At 49.9% G+C, this 20692-nt stretch carries 19 protein-coding genes; 9 read left to right on the top strand and 10 right to left on the bottom strand.

What is annotated here, in order from left to right; translation table 11 throughout:
• Positions 1–1950, top strand: a complete 1950-nt coding sequence (locus CHH60_RS30560) for an ATP-binding protein (protein ID WP_095361184.1) — start codon at positions 1–3, stop codon at positions 1948–1950.
• Between the two features lie 132 nt (positions 1951–2082).
• On the opposite strand, the gene nikR is transcribed toward CHH60_RS30560, so the two are convergent.
• The 6 genes from nikR to CHH60_RS22090 form a co-directional block, all read right to left on the bottom strand.
• A complete protein-coding gene (nikR, locus tag CHH60_RS22115) occupies positions 2083–2556 on the bottom strand; it encodes a nickel-responsive transcriptional regulator NikR (protein WP_095361183.1) in 474 nt (157 codons plus the stop codon).
• A gap of 52 nt (positions 2557–2608) precedes the next feature.
• On the bottom strand, positions 2609–3625 hold the full coding sequence (locus tag CHH60_RS22110; RefSeq protein ID WP_141236982.1) for an alpha/beta hydrolase: 1017 nt from the start codon (positions 3623–3625) through the stop codon (positions 2609–2611).
• Positions 3626–3722: 97 nt separating this feature from the next.
• Positions 3723–4625 (bottom strand): hypothetical protein, encoded by a 903-nt coding sequence (locus CHH60_RS22105; protein WP_095361181.1) that lies wholly within the window; start codon positions 4623–4625, stop codon positions 3723–3725.
• Between the two features lie 290 nt (positions 4626–4915).
• Positions 4916–6940 (bottom strand): hypothetical protein, encoded by a 2025-nt coding sequence (locus CHH60_RS22100; RefSeq protein ID WP_095361180.1) that lies wholly within the window; start codon positions 6938–6940, stop codon positions 4916–4918.
• Positions 6915–7814, bottom strand: a complete 900-nt coding sequence (locus CHH60_RS22095; RefSeq protein WP_095361179.1) for an ABC transporter ATP-binding protein — start codon at positions 7812–7814, stop codon at positions 6915–6917. Before CHH60_RS22095 ends, CHH60_RS22100 begins: the two co-directional genes overlap by 26 nt.
• The gene (locus CHH60_RS22090; protein ID WP_095361178.1) at positions 7807–8196 is read right to left on the bottom strand and encodes a GntR family transcriptional regulator; all 390 of its coding nucleotides are present in this window, start codon (positions 8194–8196) and stop codon (positions 7807–7809) included. Before CHH60_RS22090 ends, CHH60_RS22095 begins: the two co-directional genes overlap by 8 nt.
• A 344-nt stretch (positions 8197–8540) precedes the next feature.
• On the opposite strand from CHH60_RS22090, the gene CHH60_RS22085 reads away from it, so the two are divergent.
• Positions 8541–9371 (top strand): futalosine hydrolase, encoded by an 831-nt coding sequence (locus tag CHH60_RS22085; protein ID WP_095361177.1) that lies wholly within the window; start codon positions 8541–8543, stop codon positions 9369–9371.
• Positions 9368–10201 carry a 1,4-dihydroxy-6-naphthoate synthase gene (locus tag CHH60_RS22080; RefSeq protein WP_095361176.1) on the top strand — a complete coding sequence of 278 codons (834 nt, stop codon included), beginning with the start codon at positions 9368–9370 and terminating at the stop codon, positions 10199–10201. Before CHH60_RS22085 ends, CHH60_RS22080 begins: the two co-directional genes overlap by 4 nt.
• Before the next feature lie 581 nt (positions 10202–10782).
• Here CHH60_RS22080 and CHH60_RS22075 read toward each other — a convergent pair.
• Together CHH60_RS22075 and CHH60_RS22070 are read right to left on the bottom strand one after the other, a co-directional pair.
• A complete protein-coding gene (locus tag CHH60_RS22075) occupies positions 10783–11403 on the bottom strand; it encodes a pyroglutamyl-peptidase I (protein ID WP_095361175.1) in 621 nt (206 codons plus the stop codon).
• A 92-nt stretch (positions 11404–11495) separates the two neighbouring features.
• Positions 11496–12500 (bottom strand): Gfo/Idh/MocA family protein, encoded by a 1005-nt coding sequence (locus CHH60_RS22070; RefSeq protein ID WP_095361174.1) that lies wholly within the window; start codon positions 12498–12500, stop codon positions 11496–11498.
• 192 nt (positions 12501–12692) lie between these two features.
• On the opposite strand from CHH60_RS22070, the gene CHH60_RS22065 reads away from it, so the two are divergent.
• The 6 genes from CHH60_RS22065 to CHH60_RS22040 all read left to right on the top strand — a co-directional run bounded on the left by CHH60_RS22065 (position 12693) and on the right by CHH60_RS22040 (position 19191).
• The gene (locus tag CHH60_RS22065; RefSeq protein ID WP_095361173.1) at positions 12693–13460 is read left to right on the top strand and encodes an ABC transporter ATP-binding protein; all 768 of its coding nucleotides are present in this window, start codon (positions 12693–12695) and stop codon (positions 13458–13460) included.
• The gene (locus tag CHH60_RS22060) at positions 13442–14191 is read left to right on the top strand and encodes an ABC transporter permease (RefSeq protein ID WP_095361172.1); all 750 of its coding nucleotides are present in this window, start codon (positions 13442–13444) and stop codon (positions 14189–14191) included. Before CHH60_RS22065 ends, CHH60_RS22060 begins: the two co-directional genes overlap by 19 nt.
• Positions 14192–14236: 45 nt before the next feature.
• The gene (locus tag CHH60_RS22055) at positions 14237–15970 is read left to right on the top strand and encodes a helix-turn-helix domain-containing protein (protein WP_095361171.1); all 1734 of its coding nucleotides are present in this window, start codon (positions 14237–14239) and stop codon (positions 15968–15970) included.
• Between the two features lie 204 nt (positions 15971–16174).
• Positions 16175–17146: a FecCD family ABC transporter permease gene (locus CHH60_RS22050; protein WP_095361209.1), complete on the top strand. Its 972-nt coding sequence runs from the start codon at positions 16175–16177 to the stop codon at positions 17144–17146.
• Position 17147: 1 nt separating this feature from the next.
• The gene (locus tag CHH60_RS22045) at positions 17148–18164 is read left to right on the top strand and encodes a FecCD family ABC transporter permease (protein WP_095361170.1); all 1017 of its coding nucleotides are present in this window, start codon (positions 17148–17150) and stop codon (positions 18162–18164) included.
• 73 nt (positions 18165–18237) lie between these two features.
• On the top strand, positions 18238–19191 hold the full coding sequence (locus CHH60_RS22040; RefSeq protein ID WP_095361169.1) for an iron-hydroxamate ABC transporter substrate-binding protein: 954 nt from the start codon (positions 18238–18240) through the stop codon (positions 19189–19191).
• A 141-nt stretch (positions 19192–19332) separates the two neighbouring features.
• On the opposite strand, the gene CHH60_RS22035 is transcribed toward CHH60_RS22040, so the two are convergent.
• Positions 19333–19755 carry a macro domain-containing protein gene (locus CHH60_RS22035; protein ID WP_095361168.1) on the bottom strand — a complete coding sequence of 141 codons (423 nt, stop codon included), beginning with the start codon at positions 19753–19755 and terminating at the stop codon, positions 19333–19335.
• A 43-nt stretch (positions 19756–19798) separates the two neighbouring features.
• Positions 19799–20692 carry a TIGR02452 family protein gene (locus CHH60_RS22030; RefSeq protein WP_441339407.1) on the bottom strand — a complete coding sequence of 298 codons (894 nt, stop codon included), beginning with the start codon at positions 20690–20692 and terminating at the stop codon, positions 19799–19801.

The following is a 20692-nucleotide window of genomic DNA, read 5'->3' as shown; positions in this document are numbered from 1 at the left end:
ATGCAGCCACAGTGGCTATATACGATTCGTTGGAGATTAATGCTGATTATGGTTGCAAGTCTGGCTTTAACAGGCGCAGCTATTTTTTTGGGGTATGTCATGGCGGGTGCAATGCAAAAGATTGAATACGCGGCTGTCCCGATCAATTGGATCATTGAGCAAGCCGGGTCCATTCGCGTGATGATCATAACGGGTATAATTCTGTTTCCCATCACTTTTTTCCTTGCCAGCCTACGTTTGGTTCGAGATTTGCGCGCGATCAATGCAGGGTTGCAGGAAATATCGGCAGGTCGTTTCGGACATGTGGTAACGGTCAAAAGCAAGGATGAGATAAGCCTGATCGCAGAGAGTATGAATCAATTAAGCACAGATTGGGATCATTACTTGGCGGAAATCACATGTGGTTTAGAGGAAATTGCCAGCGGACAGTTCGACCATCAAATTCCGGAAATTGCCGGTAATAAATTGGGCGAGGTCGCGCGCAGCATTAACCAGATGAGTATGCAATTGAAGCATTCTATAGCGGAGGAACGCAAGGCTGAAAAGACTAAAAACGATTTGATTACCGGTGTCTCCCATGATCTGCGTACTCCACTTACCTCCATTCTCGGCTTCCTCGAAGTGATTGAGAAGGATCGGTATCAGGATGAAGTGGAGATGCGTTACTTTGTTAACATTGCCTATGAGAAATCTTTGTCACTTCGGCGATTAATCGACGAACTGTTCGAATATACGCGTATTAACAACGGCATGCCTCTTGAAATCGGTGAGCTTGATATCGCCGGGTTAATCGGTCAGCTTGCCGAGGAATTCGTGCCGATCACGGAGAAAGCAGGTATGGAAATCAGACTTAATATACAAGAAGGTGAATTCAAGACCTTAGCGGACGGAGCATTGTTGGTACGGGCGTATGAGAATATAATCGCTAATGCCATCCAGTACGGGCAGACAGGCAAATATATCGATATTGATATCGCACAGGATGAAGATGTGCTGATTGTTCGGATTCAAAATTATGGTCCCCCCATTCCGGAAAGGGATTTGCCTTATATTTTCGACCGTTTTTATCGAGTAGAGAACTCCAGGTCAAAGCAGACCGGGGGCACCGGTCTTGGTCTGGCTATCACGAAAAGTATTATCGAGGTACACGGAGGATGCATTACCGCGCGCAGCAGCAGGAAGGCCACCCTATTTGAGATGAGGTTCTCGGTTTACGGCCCCAATCGGACACATGCAGCAGTATTAGAAGAAGTTCATGATGAACATGAAATCGAGCAGATCCCGACTGTGCACCCTAAACAAGGTCAGACTCCGAAACAAAAATTATTTACGCAGCAGCGACGTATTTTACACTTCAGGACTGCTGCGCTACCGATGATGGTATTACTCGTATGTGCGGTGGTACTATTCAGCGTTAACAATTCATTCACCTCCGCCCTCGTGTTAAAGTTGCCTTCCATCTTCTCTGAAGCTGACGATTCAGCGATGATGTCAATAAGCGGAAATAACGAAATGGCTTTAATAACCGGTAAAACAGACAAAGGCTATACACTTCTCATTCATAATTACTTTTTCGACGGTCAGAGCCTTAGCATCCAGTACTCCATGAAACATACTAATCAGATATCAGAGTCGCAGTGGGTGAAACAATCGGTCAAACCTAATTTCACTCTGGATGTTTCAACGATAAAAGCAGTTCCCGGCATCGCCACGGATTCAGGTGTAACGTTAGCCAAAAACGGGACCATCCGATATTATTTTATTGAAGCTTCACCACCTCCAGACCAGTTCCTGTTGAGTGTCAATGTAAACCAGTTAGTCCTGTCCGATGACCAGGCTCAGCAGAATCTGATCACCGGAGACTGGAGCTTCCAAATCCCTGTGGAGAAAAATTATAAACGAAAAGCGAACGGCCAAAGCGAGCCCTTATCCAATTCAACAACATTGTAGTAGCCCCGTTCATTGAAACCCCAAACTTCAACTTATACTGCTAGTTAATTAAACAAAAACAGCCGATCACTTCTATCGGCTGTTTTTTTAATTCTTATTGAAAAGCACTTTCCATTAGCTTAGTCCCTGGTCTCATTCATGATGGTGATGGCTGTGATCATGGCTATGGCGGCTTGCGAGTTCATTCAGCTCATCCACATATGTAACAGAGAGCTCGGCATAGAGCACTCCCTTTTGCACCTGAATCTGTTGATGCAAGTGACGCAAGCGTCCGAGGTTCCCTCTTACGGCGATAACCTCCAAGCATTGGTCGTGGTTCAGATGTACGTGCATGTTGGAGATAATGTCATGGTGGGCCAGATGCTGCAGTTCCATTAAACGGACCGGCAGATCACTGATATGGTGGTCATAGACCATGACAATCGTTCCTGCCACATCCTGCTCGGATCGCAGACGGGAAGGCTCCAGCAATGTTTTGCGAACCAGATCACGAAACGCCTCGGACCGATTTTTGTACCCCCGCTCTTCGATATATTCATCAAACTGTTCAATCAGCGGAGTAGGGAATGCCACGCCGAATCGGGTCAAATCTTCTTTATCAGCCATTCATAGCCTCCTGCACATCGTTTACACCTGAGTGTACCATAGTCCGGCTGCTTCATCGACGATGCTTCTGCAAAAATCGGACAGCCTCCTCCAGCGCCCTTTTCCCGCCATCCGTCTGAAGTTGAAATTGATAGTCATGTCCCAGCTTCTCCGTAGAGGCTGTAAAAAACAGCGTTTCCGTTTCAACATCCAGTCGTTTCAGGGTCTGTGCGAGTTCAACCGATTGCCCGGTTAACGGGTCATGATTGCCCGAAGTAATAAATGAAGGCGGATAGTTCGGCGTAACCTGCAGCACGGTCGACATCTCATCCAGACGGGGAAATTCTTCAAAAGCTTTAATTCCCGTATAAGACCAGAGGAATGTCCGAATGAGAGGAAACCCGCTTTCGCCAACGGTACTCATATTATATGGTCCACAGTATAGAAGGACACCTCGCAGCTCTTCTGGGTCAATCGAGGGTTGTATGTTCATGAGCTGCGCAAGGGCCTGATTCGTTACTATTGCTGCGGTCTGACTGGCAATCTGAGCACCCGCGGAATTGCCTGCGAGAAAAATATTATGGGGATCTCCCTTAAATTCGGTGGCATGATCCTGGATATAAGTTAGGGCCTGATTGGCTTGGAACACAGGCGTCGGATATGTGGCCTCTGGTGCAAGTGCATAGTTCATACTGACCACCACGAACCCCCGATCAGCCAACTGCATCGCATAGTCGGCTATGTCTTTCTTGTCACCCAAGACCCAACCACCCCCATGCACCCACAAGACAACAGGCAGCAATTCAGTTGCTGCTGACGGATAGTAGATATCCATCGTACTGTTGCTGCGTCCCCCTTCGATATAGGCGACATCCTTCAGATGGCTTACCCCTTCAGCCATAACGACATCGGAGTCAGATGGAGCAAACTTGATCAGCGTTTTTAAAAAGAAAACAGGAACTTTGGGTGTAATCTGTGTGCCAATATAGAGAGTAAGTATAGTTACCATTACGATCACGCCCGGAATCCAATACAACCTGCGTCTGTACCACGGCCTTGCCGTACCTTTGGTGTCTAACTTTAACTGCAACAGGGTCACCTCTGTTCATTTGTCTGTCTGCATCTAAAGTGGTGTACGTGGCTCTAAGGTATGGGTTTCCGTTTATTGTATTTTCTTGGCAGATTTATTATTGTTTCTTAGCCAGTTCCTTTTTTACTTTCAGGTAGGTATCCGCAACTTTTTGCTCCAATGTATGGATATTTTGTTTGGAGCCAGCCCACTTCTCCGCAGTAGAAGAGAGCTGATTCAATGAACTCAATACACGTGAAGGCTGGCCGTCTTTGATATTCTGTTTGAACAATTTCAAGGCGTTCGTATATCGCTCTTTGGACAGGCTTGCCTGTTTTTTGGCGGTTTGGATCTGTTTCTTGAACGGATCAGCAGTCGCAAGCATGGTACGCAGACGCTTATCCTCTGTACTTTTGCGTTTGCGGGCATCGGCCAGCTGCTGTTTCTTGATGCGAATGTCTGCCTTGGCCAGCTGTACAGCCGGTTTCAGCGTGTCTGCCTGCGCACGGAGTGCGGCAGTCCAATCCTTGTTCTTGGCGGCTCTAGCTGCAGCAAGCTGCTTATTGACCGCCGTGTACAATGTAAGCATCGGCTCATATCGGGTTTGGGTACGCTTCAGCGTATCAGCCAGTGCAGCTAGTTTCGCTTCATCCGTTTTTCGTATTTCCTGACGAAGCCTGGCTAACTCAGCCGTATTCGCTGCATGAAGGGTTTTGGTTTTCTGCTCCCAGCTCTGCTCCTGCGCTGTCCATGTGCCCACTTTTTGATACGTTTGCTGAAGAGAAGCTTTCGTCTGGGCGTCTGCCTTCTTAAGCAAGGCATCCCACGACTTCTGGGCGGTTACGCCAAGATCCGGGCCAGCCGCCTCGGCAGCTGACGTAAAAAGATGCATGGAACCCATGCTGGCTACCAGAAGCAGCGCGATGCAAAATCGAGCGATAAATCCTCTACCCCTTCTGCCACTTACGCTGCCGGAACTCGCAGTACCATCCATCGTGTAGTGTTCTTCCACCTTGTTCATTGAACCTTCCTCCTCATTTACTCAAAATGTAGTACATCTTCTTCGTTCTCCAGTTGATCCAAGGTGAATCGGCCGAAACAAACACAAAAAAAGCACCCGCAAAATCAGACGATTGCCTGATTCTACGGGTGCTTCCCTTATTAACCGTTCCCTATATGATTCGCGGTTATATCTTATTCTGGAGCGAATCTCAACCTTTTCAAATATATTCCAATACAATCATTTCGTCAAGCAAGCCTCATGGGCTACACATTCGGCAGCGGGAGAACCCTTCCCGCTCACCATTCGATCTACTTTTCGGACAAAATGGCTTTCATCTCTTCGGTCAAATCTTCTTCCTTCAGCATCATATAGATGTTTTCCCCACGTATGGCATTCAGCTTGATCTGATAAACGGTCGCTTTCTCCGTCCGCTCTCCTGATCGCTGACGTTCTAGCAGATCGCTAATTATTTTTTTGTTTTTAGTTGCGACCTGCTTGCTGCTGCCCAGACTTCCATCAATATATTCCGGCTGAGCATATACCCACTGAGGATTACCCGGACTGTCGATCTCCTGCTTCACGAACTGCGCCGAAGCAATTTCGTCTGCCGTAACAAGCAGTTGATCATATAATTTGTTCTCTTTCAGCCACCCGATTACACGGTCATAGCTTGGTTTGATTTCGTAACTCCACATATCTCTCGGTTGATACGGATCTTTGGAGTGGGATTCCTGATTTATCTCCGCATTTGCAAACGACTGCCAAGGGGAACGTTGTTCCTCATAGGTTTGGTCGAGAATATCCTGCTTCAACAGTTCCTTGAACTCCCGGACCTGGTCAGGACTACCAATGTATATTTTGCGATACGAACTGATGGTGGAACGGATTCCAATACTGAGGATATCCTCATCCAGTTTGTACGTATCATAAGCCACCTTTTTATAATCCTCTAACTGTTTCAAGGCCATTAGTTCCTGTCGGAATTCAGTTTCAGGAATTTGATATTTACGCTTCATGACCTTGCCGTTATTGAGTTTATAGCTGATATACACATACTCGTCATAATCATCATCCGGATTTACAGGGTCTAGCAACGGCAAGTCAGAATCGATGATTTTCTGATGAAGAGCAAGTACCGCCCCCAGAAATTCAGGACTATCCGAGTAAAATGGATGATCATCCATCCTCTGATTCACTCCATTAACGTAAGTGTAACGATCTCCTCCAAGCTTAATGCTTTTGACATCATTCACTTCCGGCACTCTGGCAGCGTAACCGTTCCAGTCAGCGACAGGCACGTACAGAATCAACGCGGACAGGAGACCATACAAGGCAAGCTTGGGCAGTAATCTGACGTTCCAGATCAGCCACGTTTTGCGAATAATCATCTCGGCCACAATGTAACCGACAATGCCGCCTAGAACATATCCGAAGATAGTCCACCCTGCGGATCCTGGCGGTGCAATAACTGTGAAATAGGCTCCACCAATCAAAACCAGCGTAAACATCAAGCCAAAGCGAAATATAGGTTTTACAAGGGTAAACGTAATCGCCTGAGTAGCGGATTCCACTTTACGCTTGGCATATAAAACATAAGCTAGTGGGATGAACAAGATGGCCAAGGCCGAGTAAATGATGAGTTCCAGTCGTATTACAGGTATCAAATTAATGGACCCCATACGAAGGACAAGAGATATCTTCTCCGCATAGCTGTTCATATCACCATATGGATATCCAAGCAGATAATGCTGCAGGTGCAGCGTAAAGATAAACCAAAACACGACAGGCAATAACAAGATTGCATATACCGTTAGACCCTGCAGTACAGATTGGCCGATACACATGCCCACAGCTACAGTCAGCATAAACATAAACAGTGAATAAATGCTCATGCTAAGGCCCCACATCCAGATCTCACTGCCGTCAAAGATGAAGGCCATACGATCCTGCGCAGCCCACACCCAACCTGTAATCGCCGTGGTAAGCCAGATCGGGATCAGGATCATTCCGAAGCCGGAGAGCAGATTGACCGTTAACAGATGTTTGCGCTTCAGCGGCAAACCGTGGAACAAGTCCGACGGCGCTCCGGATTGCATATAACGGAATAGAAATATGCCCATCGCCACCGGGAATGTGATCGCAAATAAAATATGAGTTTCCCCATTTGCCTGAAACAAGCTAGTAATCTGCTGCGGGATATCCCTATGTGCCGTCGCAATATATAGTGGCAGCGAAAACAGCAGCGTGATCAGGTACAGTATTCCGAGCCAACCGTGCTGCCTGAAATTTTGGAACAGGATGCCCCGGTTACAGAATAATCGGTTGAATATCATACCCTGCATCCTCCATTTCATAAATAAATATTTCTTCCAGCGTCAGCGGCAGCACATCCAGCAGATAAGGATTCAAGGCCCGGAACCGTTCCGTCACTTCCTCGCGACTGCCTTTGACAATGTACAGCGAGACACTTCCCCGCATCTCTTCATGTAAAATGTTCAGCTCATCCATCGCCTTGGCATCGTCAGGATGACGGAAAGCCACCTGAATCTTATGGGTATCGGCCTTCAGATCATCGAGATCCTTCTCTACAATAATGCGGCCCTTGTGCATAATGGCGACGTGGTCACACAGATCTTCGATTTCGCGCAAGTTATGGGACGAAATAATAATGGTCACCTGACGCTCAGCGGCTTCCTGGAACAGCAAATTTTTGATCTGCTGCCGCATCACCGGATCAAGACCGTCAATCGGCTCGTCCATGAGCAGCACTTCCGGCATGCAGCTCAGCCCAAGCCATACAGCTGCCTGCCTGCGCATTCCTTTGGACATGCGATGCAGCTTGCGTTTTACATCCAGCTTGAACACCGTGGCCAGTTGTGCGAATCGCTCCTCATTCCAGCGCGGATACACGGAACGATAGAAATCCGCCATCTGGGCAATGGAGGACTGCGGGAAAAAGTACGGCGCATCCGCCATGAAAATCGTGCGGCCTTTGAGATCCATATTTTCATAAATCTCGGCCCCGTCAATGCGAACTGTCCCACTGTCCTGGCGATAAATGCCGGCCATGATTTTGAGCAGCGATGTCTTACCTGCCCCGTTGGAGCCAAGCAAACCGTAGATGGATCCTTTATGTATGTGCATCGTAACGCCATCCACCGCTTTTTCATGTTCAAACGCTTTAATCACCTGATTCAGCTCAATCATTCGGCTCCCCCTTTTCGATACGGGCCATCGCTTCCTGGAACAAAAGCGTCATATCCGCCTTGGTTAAACCGGAGTACGTCGCTTCTGCAATCAGCTTCACCAGTGCCGCTCTAATCTCATCTCTCATGGCTGCATTCGGATGTTCCACAGACGATGATACGAAGCTCCCTTTTCCCTGCAAAGAGTAGATATACCCTTCGCGTTCAAGCTCCCGATAGGCCTTCTGAATCGTATTCGGATTGACGGTCAGCTGCGCTGACAGTGTGCGAACCGAAGGAAGCTGCTCATCAGGTTGGAGAACACCGTATACGATCATTTCCTTGATTTTGTCCATTAGCTGTTCGTAGATCGCCTTACGGCTGCGTACATCTAATTCGAACATCCCGCACCTCCTCTCCCCAAAAATAATGTAATACCCCATAAGCGAATTGAATGACTGTATATAAAGTGTATGCTTTCTAACACCAGGTGTATTAACTGTACTATTATTATTAATACAGTTGAAATAGATTGTCAACGTTATCTTTGACTTCACTCTTAATACGCGATACCTTTATATATATGAAGTGACATATATAAGATCCAAGTCCCGTTAGCGAGGCAGCACATGTAAGCGGATCATGTTCAGACAATTACATGGAAAGGTTGTTCCTCTCTTTCCCATTCCGTTATGATGGAGATGACCAAATATAGCGTTGAATCAACACCTTATAAGGGAGAACTCCGATGAATCAGCAAAATCAGGCTTTAAATCATACAGAGACAGACGGCTCGGCACCGAACCAAGCAGTTCCGCGCGTATTAATCGTAACCGCCGTGGATGCGGAGAAAGATGCCATACTTCGCGGTCTGGGTGACCAAGCCGCGGAAATGTTTGACGTGATCGCTGGCGGGGTAGGCCCGGCAGCAGTTACAGCAAGTACTGCAGCCAAGCTGGCATTCGCCGCAGCGTCTGGCGGGAAGGCGCTGGCGCAAGGTCCCACCGCGCCAGACGGACCGGATGCGGCACAGGCATCTGCCGCATCCCCGGGGCCCCTTGCCGGAGCAGGCCTGACCCCAGCGTACACGCTGGTGATCAGTGCCGGCATTGGCGGCGGGTTCCCCGGCCGGGCGGACGTCGGCTCACTCGTGGTGGCCGACGCCATGGTTGCTGCCGATCTGGGCTCGCAGACGCCAGACGGCTTCCTGAGCGTGGACGAGCTCGGATTCGGCTCGTCCCGTGTGGCGGCGGACGCAGAGCTTGCCGCTCGCCTGCGCCATGAGCTGCAGCGGGCCGGGCACGCTGTCAGCGGAGGCATAGCGGTCACCGTGTCCACGGCGACCGGAACGGCCGAGACGGCCGCGGAGCTGCTGCGCCGCGTGCCGGATGCCACCGCCGAAGGCATGGAAGGCTTCGGCGTGGCAACGGCGGCCAAGCAGTTCGGCGTACCTGCGCTCGAACTGCGGGCCATATCCAACGCGGTCGGTCCACGCGACCGCGATGCCTGGCGCATCAAGGATGCCCTGGATGCGCTCCAGGCGGCAAGTTCCATTTTACGGGAGGTACTTACATCATGAAAATTGCATTTTCCCCTTGTCCTAACGATACATTTATCTTTCACGCCTGGGTGCACGGACTTATTCCGGGTGCTCCGGAACTGGACGTCCGCTATGCGGATATTGATATTACGAATGGTCTGGCTGCTAACCCCGGCGGCCCGGATGTCTTGAAAATTTCTTATGCAGCTCTTCCTTTCGTGCTGAACGAGTATGCTCTGCTGCCTTCCGGCGGAGCACTGGGAAGAGGATGCGGACCACTCGTTCTTACGGCTAACGGCACTACTGATCCTGCATATCTGTCCGGACGGCGAGTTGCCGTGCCGAGTGAACGCTCAACCGCTTATCTGCTGTTCCGTCTATGGGCAGCGCAGAATGTTCCAGGAGGCGTGGGCGAAATTGTTGTGATGCCGTTCGATCAAATCATGCCAGCGGTACGGGATGGCAAAATCGATGCAGGTCTGGTCATCCATGAAGCGCGCTTCACGTACCAAAACTACGATCTGAAGCTGATGACTGATCTGGGCAGCTGGTGGGAAAGCGATACCGGCCTGCCGATCCCGCTCGGAGCAATCATTGCACGCCGTAATCTGGACGCTCATGCACTCGCTGGATGGGCACGTGCATCCGTGGAATACGCTTGGGCACACCCGGATGAATCCAAAGAATACGTCATGGCGCATGCACAGGAAATGGACCCGGATGTTGCAGCACAGCATATTGATCTATACGTGAACGAGTTCAGTGCCCATCTGGGCGATGACGGCTATGGAGCAATTACAGCCCTGCTTGGACGAGCGATGAAAGAGGGCCTCGTTCCCGAATTCGACCTGAATCTTCTGCGGATCTGATCTGAGCCAGCAAACAGCAAGCTGTTCGTTAGGATGAATACGGTGCCTGCCTACCTTCGGTTTTAGTTCTTTTTGTCGCTAACGAACCTGTCGCAACCTATTCGGAGAATTCAGACGTAATGGACAGGCTGAAGAACAGTAGACACGTTATTCGGGCAGAAACTGGGGACAGAACAAGTGAAACGGTGAAATAAGTCATTTACGATGCGTCACACCCAACAAACCTCTGGTACCTTTTTCAATAAGAGATACTGAGTTCGTTAGCTTTACTCATCAGATCTACTCATTAGCTCAAATCATCAGCTCTATTCATCTAAGCAGCGACACTGGTTGCCTGTACAGTGCCACTAATTATGTATCAAAAAAGGGGCTGTCCCATAGTCATCAACATGACTTCATGGGACAGCCCCTCTATCTAATTTTCGTTACTTACAATCGAATCTAGCACATTACAAGTTAGAATAGGACACATTTCAGAAAACGTTTTAGTTACTCCATTCAATCCCTATTGCTACGAACGTTACTCACAGGGTAAGTCTCCCTTAACTTAGCTACTACCTCACATACAAGAAGACCATGATTTACGCTTCTGCCACTACGGTGCGTATCATGACCCGCAAGGCATCAAGCATTGCACTTTTCGGCAGCGAAGGCACCGACGGCTGCAGCAATGACATCTCCGTTGAAGCCGGGAAATGGACAAATCCCGCCCGGATCGGCAGCTGCTGCAATCGAATGTAATCCAGCACACGATACATCGTATTATTGCAAATATACGTTCCGGCAGTATTGGATACCGCTGCTGGAATACCTGCCGCAGTCATATTATTCACCATCGCGCGGATGGGCAATGTCGAGAACAGGCCGTCCGGACTGCCTTCGGTTATGGGCTCGTCCACAGGACGTTGTCCCTGGTTATCGGCATAGGAGCCAGTTGGAATGTCTTTTACATTCACAGCGATACGCTCAGGTGTCACAGCCGTCCGGCCTTTGGCAAGACCGCAGGCAATCACGACATCCGGACCATATGCTTCCATCTCGGCAATCAGCAGATCCGCACATTCATCGAAATGTACCGGCAGCAGTACGGTTTTTGATTCGGCGCCTTCCACCACTTCCTGTGCGAGAGCTTCCATCAGTTCTCCCGTGGGATTCACGGCATCCCCGCCAAATGGCTCAAACCCCGAAATCAGAATTTTCATCCTAGTCCCACTCCCATCCATTCATTTCGTATCCCGTATGATTTCTCTGCATACTTACCTACATAGAACCATCCGGTTATGATGGTTTACCATTACTCAAATTTATATCGCAAGCCCCACTGTCCACGAATGGTATCCATCAGTTTCATAATCTCAAGGGATTCGTCCAACGGTATAATTGAACTTTCCGTTTTGCCTTCCAAGATGCAGCGTCCAGCCTCTTCTGCTTCAAATGCATAGCCGATGCTTGTCCGATCATCCGTAAACTTCTCGGGCTCGTCCTGACCATTCACATGCAGATATGCTTCTTTACCAGCGAGGAAAAGCGGCAAACGGATATACCCTTCCGTACCGTACACGACAGCTTCGTTGCTCAGGTTCAGACGGACTGCCCCGTTCAATGATGCCGAGCGTCCTTCCGAATAAGAGAGCAGTACGGAGAATTGTTCATCCACACCGGTCTCTCCGATGTTCGCCGTGCTCCAGACATGCTGCGGCTGCTCGCCAAAGATCATGGACGCGAATGAAACAGGATACACGCCAGCATCCAGCAGAGCTCCCCCGCCCAGATCCGGGTTCAGCAGTCTTCCTTCAGGCTCCCAGCCGATACGGAAACCAAAATCCGCTTTGACAAGCCGCACTTCACCGATTCGTCCTTCGGCAATCCACTTCCGCGCCTGAACAATCGGAGGCAAGAAACGCGTCCACATGCCTTCCATCAGGAAGAGCTTGCGGCTGCGAGCCGTCTCCACCAGCTGCTCCAGCTGACGTCCGTTCATCGTAAACGGCTTCTCACACAGCACTGCTTTTCCCGCTTCCAGACAAGCCATTACATTTTCTTTATGAAAAGGATGCGGTGTAGCAACGTAGATAATGTCCACTTCTGGATCCTGCAGCAGTTCTTCATACGATCCGTATCCGCTTGCAAAACCATATTCAGCTGCAAATTTCTCCGCACTTTCCCGTGTACGCGAACCAACTGCTGCCTTCACGGCATTGCCGGCATGCTCCAGATCTCTGGCAAACTGGGATGCGATCCATCCTGTGCCCATAATGCCCCACTTTACCTTGTCTTGTCGTCCCGTAACTCCTGTCATATGAAAGCCTCCCTTGTACCCTATTGGTAGAACCAATTCTGACTCACCTCTATATTACCAAAAAGAACCTCTCACGTCAGACGTTGGTTTCAACTCCTATTCCCCAGGCTTGCATAGAGCTGCTTTCATTTCAATTCTCAAGCATTTTTGCTAAGATTATCAGCAGATCACGGATGAAAGGAAGATCCCGCTGTGTCTACTCTCGTAACCATTCAACAACTCACCAAGCATATTGGAACGACCGAGCAGCGTCTCTTGTTTGAGAAAGTGAATGCCTCTGTCGATGAAGGAGAGCGAATTGCCATACTGGGTGCATCCGGACAGGGCAAAAGCACGCTGCTCCGCATCCTGTCCTTATTGGATGTGCCTGATGGCGGAGATATCCTCTGGCAGGGCACCTCTTACCTCGATTCCGATCCCAGGACCTGGCGCATGCGCATGTCCTATGTTGCACAACAGCCCATTATGCTCGCAGGCAGTGTTGAAGATAATTTGAAAACCGTTCACTACCTCCACCGGACACCCTATGATTCACATCTGGCTAGCCGTCTGCTGGCCGGAGTGGGGCTGGAAGAACTGGATATACATAAGCGGGCCAGTGATCTTTCTGGCGGAGAAAAACAGCGCATAGCGCTGATCCGTTCCATCATGCTTCGTCCAAAGGTGCTGCTTCTGGATGAAGTCACGGCTTCTCTGGACCGGACCAATGCCAAGCTTGTCGAACAGCAATTGACCGAATGGAGCAAGCAAGAGGGCATTTCACTCGTATGGGTCACCCATGATCAGGAACAGGCACGCTCGTTCAGCACAACGACATGGTTCATGGGCGAACAGACCCTGCTGGAACGCCAGCCCACCTCCCTTTTCTTTGCCCATCCACATTCCGAACTGGCCCGTCAATACATTCTGCGTCCTGCCCCCGAGGCAGATAAGGAGAACACATGTCCATCCTCGCACTGAGTTTCACTATCATATTTATTATGCTGACCATGCTTATTTCAGTTTGGCAGAAGCTTGGTTTGGAGAGAGATATTGCTGTAGGTACCGTTCGTTCGGCGGTTCAACTGCTGCTGGTCGGATATGTACTTCAATTTATCTTCAACTCGGACCACCCTGCACTCATCATTGCGATTGTCGGTTTTATGATAACCGTGGCATCCTTCAACGCGGGTAAACGAGGCAAGGGACTACGCCGAGTCACCCTATATATCGCAGCAGCCATTACGGTGACCGAATTATTGATGATGGGACTCCTGCTGGGTCTTCACATTGTCGAGCCGACCCCGCAATACATTATTCCACTCAGCGGAATGACGATTGGCAATGCGATGGTTGTCTCGGGGCTGTTCCTGAATCAGATGAAACGTGAGGTTGAGGCCTCCAAAGGGGAGATTGAGACACTGCTCTCTCTGGGTGCTGCGCCCAGACGTGCATTTCAGGATGTATTGAAACGCTCTGTCAAATCCAGCATGATTCCGACCATTGACGGCATGAAAACGGTAGGCCTCGTTCAGCTTCCCGGCATGATGACCGGCATGATTATCGCAGGCGCCGACCCCGTCGAAGCTGTCCGTTACCAGATTCTGATTGTGTTTGCCTTCACCAGCTCGGCAGCCATAACCAGCATCATACTGAGTCTGCTGACGTACAGACAATGGTTTACCTCAGATATGCGTCTACGCTCGTTATAGAAAGAATCGATTCATTGAATATATAGAACGAAGGGAGGTCCCTCCATGATAAGCAAATCAGATATAGTTCATCATCCAAACGCTCATCCCCCTGTGTCCAACAACATGAAACTCAGTATTATGGCCACCGGCAAGGAAGCTATTTCACCGAGTGATCTGGGGCTTTTCCTGGAAGATACCCTGCTCGAAATTCATCAAACAGACCTGATCAGGTTCACGAGCAAGGAGTGGACTTGGAGTAAACCCGATATTAACCACCATACCTTTATATACATGCATAAATTTACGGGGAAACTGAAAATGAATGGTACCGAGCACCTCGTTACCCGCAAATCTGCCTTCCTCTGCAATCCAGGCACTGCTTTGGAATTATTCAGTGACGCAGGGCATGAGACCGAGCTGTATATCATCAATTATGATCTGTTCCGGGCAGCGGAGAAAAGCGAAACACGAATTATTTATGAGCGTGAATCAAGCTTCCCGGTACAGGGCTGGATTCAGGGCCCTTATTACGGCATACAGCGCATTGCAGCTCAGTTGACTGCGGATGACGGACCAACCTCACATAAAAAGAAAATGCTCATGACCGAGTTGCTGCACATGCTCTGGCCTCAGGAAGAGCAGATAAATAACGATAGCGCAGAGGACGACCCGAATCAGTGGCTCCAGGTAACGATGCAATATATGCGCGACAACTATATGCATGAGATCAAACTGGAGAAACTGGCCGAACTGGCAGGCATGCATCCATCGTATTATTCGCAGCTTTTCAAGAGCCGGATGTACAAAAATCCAATTGAATACGTAACCCATCTGCGCATGAACCGTGCCAAGGAACTGCTGTTGACCTCGGACATGCGCATTCGCGATGTGGCCCGGAGTGTCGGTTACCGGGACGAATTTTATTTCAGCCGGCGTTTTCGAAATCATGCCGGCTACGCGCCAACGTCCTATGCGAAGCAGGTTCACCGCAATATTGTTTCGCTTTCATACCCCTACACCGATCATCTGATGACTCTCGGCATAACGCCTTGTGCGGCTCAGATCCAGGGACATCTACCCCATATCCCGAAATCTCTCCGTCTGCCATTTCATGCCTATGAGCCCTGGGAGCAAGGACGTCAGGCATTCCTGGATGTGAACCCCGACCTGATTCTAACCAAGGACAATGCAGCTACAAAAGCTATGGAACATATCGGGGATATCGCTCCAATCATCACCATCCCCTGGAATCAGACTGACATGTTCGGTCATCTTCATACGATTGCATCCATCGTGGATCGCACCCAGGCAGCGAATGACTGGCTGGAACGGCATGAACGCAAGGTTGAGCGTGCACGCAAAAAGATCAGGGAGACGATTGGACAGGTAACGGTTGCGGTATGCACATTAACTGCGAAGGGGCCGCGTATGTACAGCACCCGTAACTTCGGTCATGTGTTTTATCGCAGCCTGCAGCTGACTCCACCTGAACGTATTCAATCCGAGCTCGCTGGTAAACCTCCAGGTGTAGGTTTCAACTGGATGTCCATCACTCCAGGAGAATGGGATGGACTGGAGGCTGATGTTCTGCTGCTGGCCGTGACCTCGGTGAAAGAACGCGCCTCCCTGCTGCATCAAATCCAGGCTGATCCACGTTGGAATCAGTATCCGGCCGTCCGGAATGGGCATGTTCATGTTATTGATTGGAATTCGTGGGTTGTATATGCACCCTATTCCATCAACATCCAGCTGGATGAGGCCTTCATGTTATTGACGAACAAGGCATCCTTTTTGTAATCTAAAAAATGTCCATCACCCGAATCTTAATTTATGCCATGTACGGGCCTGAATTAAGATTTTATAATGAACTCTAATTGATAATGATAATCAATAACAGCAGAGCTGATCTTGCTGGCAACAAAAGGAGTGACCCCCATTCAACATCCGGGACTGCCACATCGTCCGTCCAATTCAACTAAATCCCCGGTGACAATAAGCCTGATGTTTTTGTCAGCCATCGCCATTCTGCTAATTAGTCTGTTTGTCGCCATATCGCTTGGTGCCAAATCACTAACACTCGAAACGGTATGGGCGGCCATATTTCAGTACAATCCGGCTCTGACACCGCACCAGATTATTCATGAGCTCCGTCTCCCCCGCGTAGTTGCTGCCGCTGTCGTAGGCGCAGCCTTTGCGGTTGCAGGAGCGCTGATGCAGGGAATTACGCGCAATCCGCTAGCGGATACGGGAGTACTCGGCATTAACGCAGGTGCCACCTTCATGGTGGCGTTGAGCTTTGCCATCTGGCCGGGACTGCCTTATGCCTGGCTTATGGGTCTTTCATTCATTGGTGCCGTGCTGAGCACCCTATTTATTTTCCTGCTGGGGTCGGCCGCGCCGGGAGGACTGACATCCATGCGGCTGACGGTTGCAGGTGCTGTCGTTGCCGCCATGCTGAGCTCGCTCAGTACAGGTGTCGCGATTTATTTTGACCTAAGTCAGGATCTCGCCTTCTGGTATGCCGGTGGCTTTGGCGGTATTGAATGGCGGCATCTGAGACTCATTGTTCCTGTTCTTCTGATCACATTGCTGCTGACCATGCCTCTTGCCCGGAGAGTATCCCTCATGTCGCTCGGAGAGGAAGTTGCGCTGGGCCTGGGGATTAATATTCGCATGACCCGATTCCTTGCACTCACGGCTGTGGTTATACTGGCAGGCGTGTCCGTATCCGCCGTTGGCTCGATTGGATTCGTCGGGTTAGTCATTCCGCATATTTCCCGTAAACTCGTTGGTGTCAATTATCGTCTGATCATTCCCATGTCCTCCCTGCTCGGGGCCATCCTTCTGGTATTGGCCGATCTGGGGTCACGCATCGTAAATCCACCGGAGGAACTGGCGGTAGGCATCATGGTTGCTTTTGTCGGTGTACCGTTCTTCCTCTATCTGGCCCGCAAGGAAAGGAGGGCATTGTAACATGAGATCCACTGTGCCTTCACGGGGAAAACGATCCATCGCAGTCAGCGTTACGCTGCTCTGTATTGCATGCGCAGTTATCGTGATTAGCCTGAATACGGGTACGATCCGTCTCTCTCCGCTCGCTGTACTGCAAACGCTGCTTGGCCATGGCAGCCCGGACGATCAGATTGTGTTGTTCGATTACCGTTTGCCTCGCATTCTCATTACAGTCCTGGCTGGAGCAGGACTTGGTATCTCGGGTGCGGCCCTTCAAGGCATTACGCGCAACCCGCTTGCCGATCCCGGGATTCTTGGCCTTCATGCAGGAGCAGCATTTGGGCTGATGGTTTCCGTAAGTCTGTCCTATTCCATGGATGGCTCGATTGCCCTGCTGATCCCCTTGTTTACTTTTGCAGGCGGAGTCATCTCGGCACTGATCATTATGCTGCTCGCCTATGACCGGCATAACGGGGTATCTCCCATCAAGCTGATCCTGGTCGGTATCGCTGTCGCCGCAGGGTTTCATGCGCTAACGTTATATCTGTCTCTTCGGCTGGATGAAGATACGTATTCCTTCGCTGCCCGCTGGCTCGCCGGCAGTGTGTGGGGTCGGGACTGGATTCACGTGCAGGCTCTGCTTCCATGGATTGCAGTTTGTGTTCCCTACATCTGGAGCCGTTCCAAAACGCTGGACTCTTTCGGTCTCGGAGATGCAGCTGCCACGGGTATCGGCACACCTGTCAGGTCCCAGCGCATATGGCTTCTTCTATGTACTGTAGCGCTGTCAGCCGTAAGTGTATCCATGGCGGGAGGCATTGGCTTTATCGGGCTGGCCGCGCCACATCTCGCCCGCAGACTTGTCGGTCCGATGCATCGCCACCTGATTCCGGCGGCCGGTCTCATTGGCATGGTCATCCTGGTTACCGCCGATACGATTGGACGAACCATTTTCCAACCGAATGCCATCCCCGCAGGTATTGTGGTGGCTGCCATTGGTGCGCCTTATTTTTTATATCTGCTGGTGCGAACCAAATGATCAAAGCCGTTGATCTACTTTATTCATCTAATTATTAACATCCAAGTGATGTCCAAGGAGAATGTGAATCTTCATGTTAAAGAAAAACCTATTGCTTGCTCTGAGCATTTGCCTGATATTTGTGCTTGCCGCTTGCGGAACTGCCAGCAATTCTGGCTCTTCTTCCGCTACTGGCAGTACTTCCACGGGTAGTACTTCCGAGCAGCAGAATAACAGTGCGGCTTCCGGAGAACAACGCATCGCGTCGATGTCCATCCACCTGACGAATGACTTGCTGGCGCTTGGCATCACACCCGTGGGTTCCGTAATTGGCGGCGAAGCCAAAGCGTTCCTGTCTCATGTTGCAGATCGCCTGCAAAACACGACGCCGCTAGGTCCGGTGAAAGATCCCGACATGGAAGCTCTGCTTGCCCTGAAACCCGATGTGATCTATCTCGATGAAGAATATTCCGGTGAGGACATTGCCAAGTTTGAGAAAATCGCTCCTGTGCATGTATTTAATCTGGATGACGGTACATGGCGTGATCATCTCAAGGACATTGGCAAGCTGGTCAATCGTGAAAAGGAAGCAGAGCAATATATTCAGGATTATGCAGCAGAGACCGAAGAAGTAAAATCATTAATTCACGACGAGATCGGTGATGGTAGCGTGATGGCCATCCGTGTTACTGCCAAAGAATTGCGTGTATTCAGCACGCGCCGTCCTATGGGGCCGATTTTGTATGATGATCTTGGACTGACCCCGGCCAAAGGCATATCAGATATCGATTCCACAAAGCCTTACCAGGTGATCTCTCGTGAAGTACTTCCTGATTTCGATGCAGATGCCATCTTCGTAGTGGTGAACTCGGATGAGGAAGCGGAGAACATGTTCAAAGAACTGCAAAACAACCCGATCTGGCAAGGGCTAAAAGCCGTTAAATCCGGTCACGTGTACACCATCGGCGCGCAGCCTTGGCTGGACTATTCCGCAATTGGCAATAAAATGGCACTGGATGAGGCCAAAGAGATGTTTATCCAAAAATAAACCAGCATCACACTGGAGAAATCACAAAAAAACCTCGCTTACGAACTGGAGAGGGAACGGCAGACTTGCGGTCCTGTTCTCCTCCGTCCGAAGCAGAGGTTTTTTCTCTATATATTAATGAAAGCCTGGCATTCCTCATCCTCATAAGGTGCAAACGACAATCTCAACATCCGTGTCAGCAAACGTATCCTGAATAATGCTGCTTACTTTGTCCCACTTCAGTCTGTCGAGTCCGCAACCAATCTGCGGCATGGCCAGCTTACTGATTTCCTGTTCTACACAGACGTCTCGCATCGATTTCACCGCGTGGGTAAACGATGAATAGGTCGGTTTATTTGAAAACTTTGCCTTGGTTACCAGATTCAACGTACGCCCTACCGGGTAACACCGTCCAATCTCAAGCGCTTCCTGCTTCGCCTGCTCCTGTAGAACCTGAAGTCCGAATCTTTCCCGAAACTGTACTGCAATTCCCGCCCCCATGCGGGCATCAGCGGAAATACAATGAGCGAGCGTATAAGCTTCATCCATTGCAAACAAATCTTGTTGGATCTCACGAAATTGCATCTGAATCCTCCTTCTTCACATATTAAAATGACTTACTTGCTGTTCAAAGCAATTGTTCTTGAAACGCCTTGATTATTCTCTGTCCAGCTGATCTGTCCAACACAGCAAAGACAATTTGATCAAAGGACTGCCTGAAATTCTCCTGTACCAGGACTTCATGGAAATACCTCGCCACATCCACCGGGTCATTCCGGAACACCCCGCAACCATAAGCTCCAAGAACAAGGGTACGATGACCATTCGTCGCTGCCACGTCCAAAATATACCGAATTCGCTCCTTCATGACCGATTCGATCTGCTGGTCATCTGCCTGCTCCCGTTCCTTCACAACGCCAGCATTTACAGCAGGAGCCGTAATAAAGGCAGTCGTGTAATATTGGGCTAGCAGCCGGTCCTCATCATCACGTATGACCGGTACACCCGGTGAATAGATCATATAGTCTGAATACAGACAGGTGCGCAGCTTACGATTATGATCATACATTTCATTCATTTGAGAAATACAAGGATATAACCCGGAAGCCCGGGCGAGACTCTCTTCCTGTGCCTGACTTCCACCCAGGAAACCTCCACCCGGATTTTTCGCTGAGGCAAAGTTAAGGCAAACGACATCCGTTCTCCCCTCATCTACCACGAGACGTGAAGCTGCCGCAAGCGTTGTCTCACCAGTGACTTCAATCTTAGCAGCTGCAGACTTAGGCGCTGCCTGTAATTGGCGCACCTGCTCCCGAAGTGCCGGAAGCTCATCCGGACGGTATAAAACGGAACCCTGAATCGCTTCTTTCAAATCTTCCTCAATCGATACCCTGCGGTCATATCCGTTGATGTACTGCCCCTCTTCCAGGATGGCCAGTGTTTCCTGGGCAATACGAGCCCGGCCCGTTCGCTGATTCGTGCTTTTTAGCTGGTTATTTTTCATATGCTGGTTTGTATTCAT

The sequence above is a fragment of the Paenibacillus sp. 7523-1 genome, assembly GCF_002276415.1.
GTDB classification, from domain to species: Bacteria; Bacillota; Bacilli; order Paenibacillales; family Paenibacillaceae; genus Paenibacillus; species Paenibacillus illinoisensis_A.
This window is presented reverse-complemented; position numbering and strand designations above follow the sequence as displayed.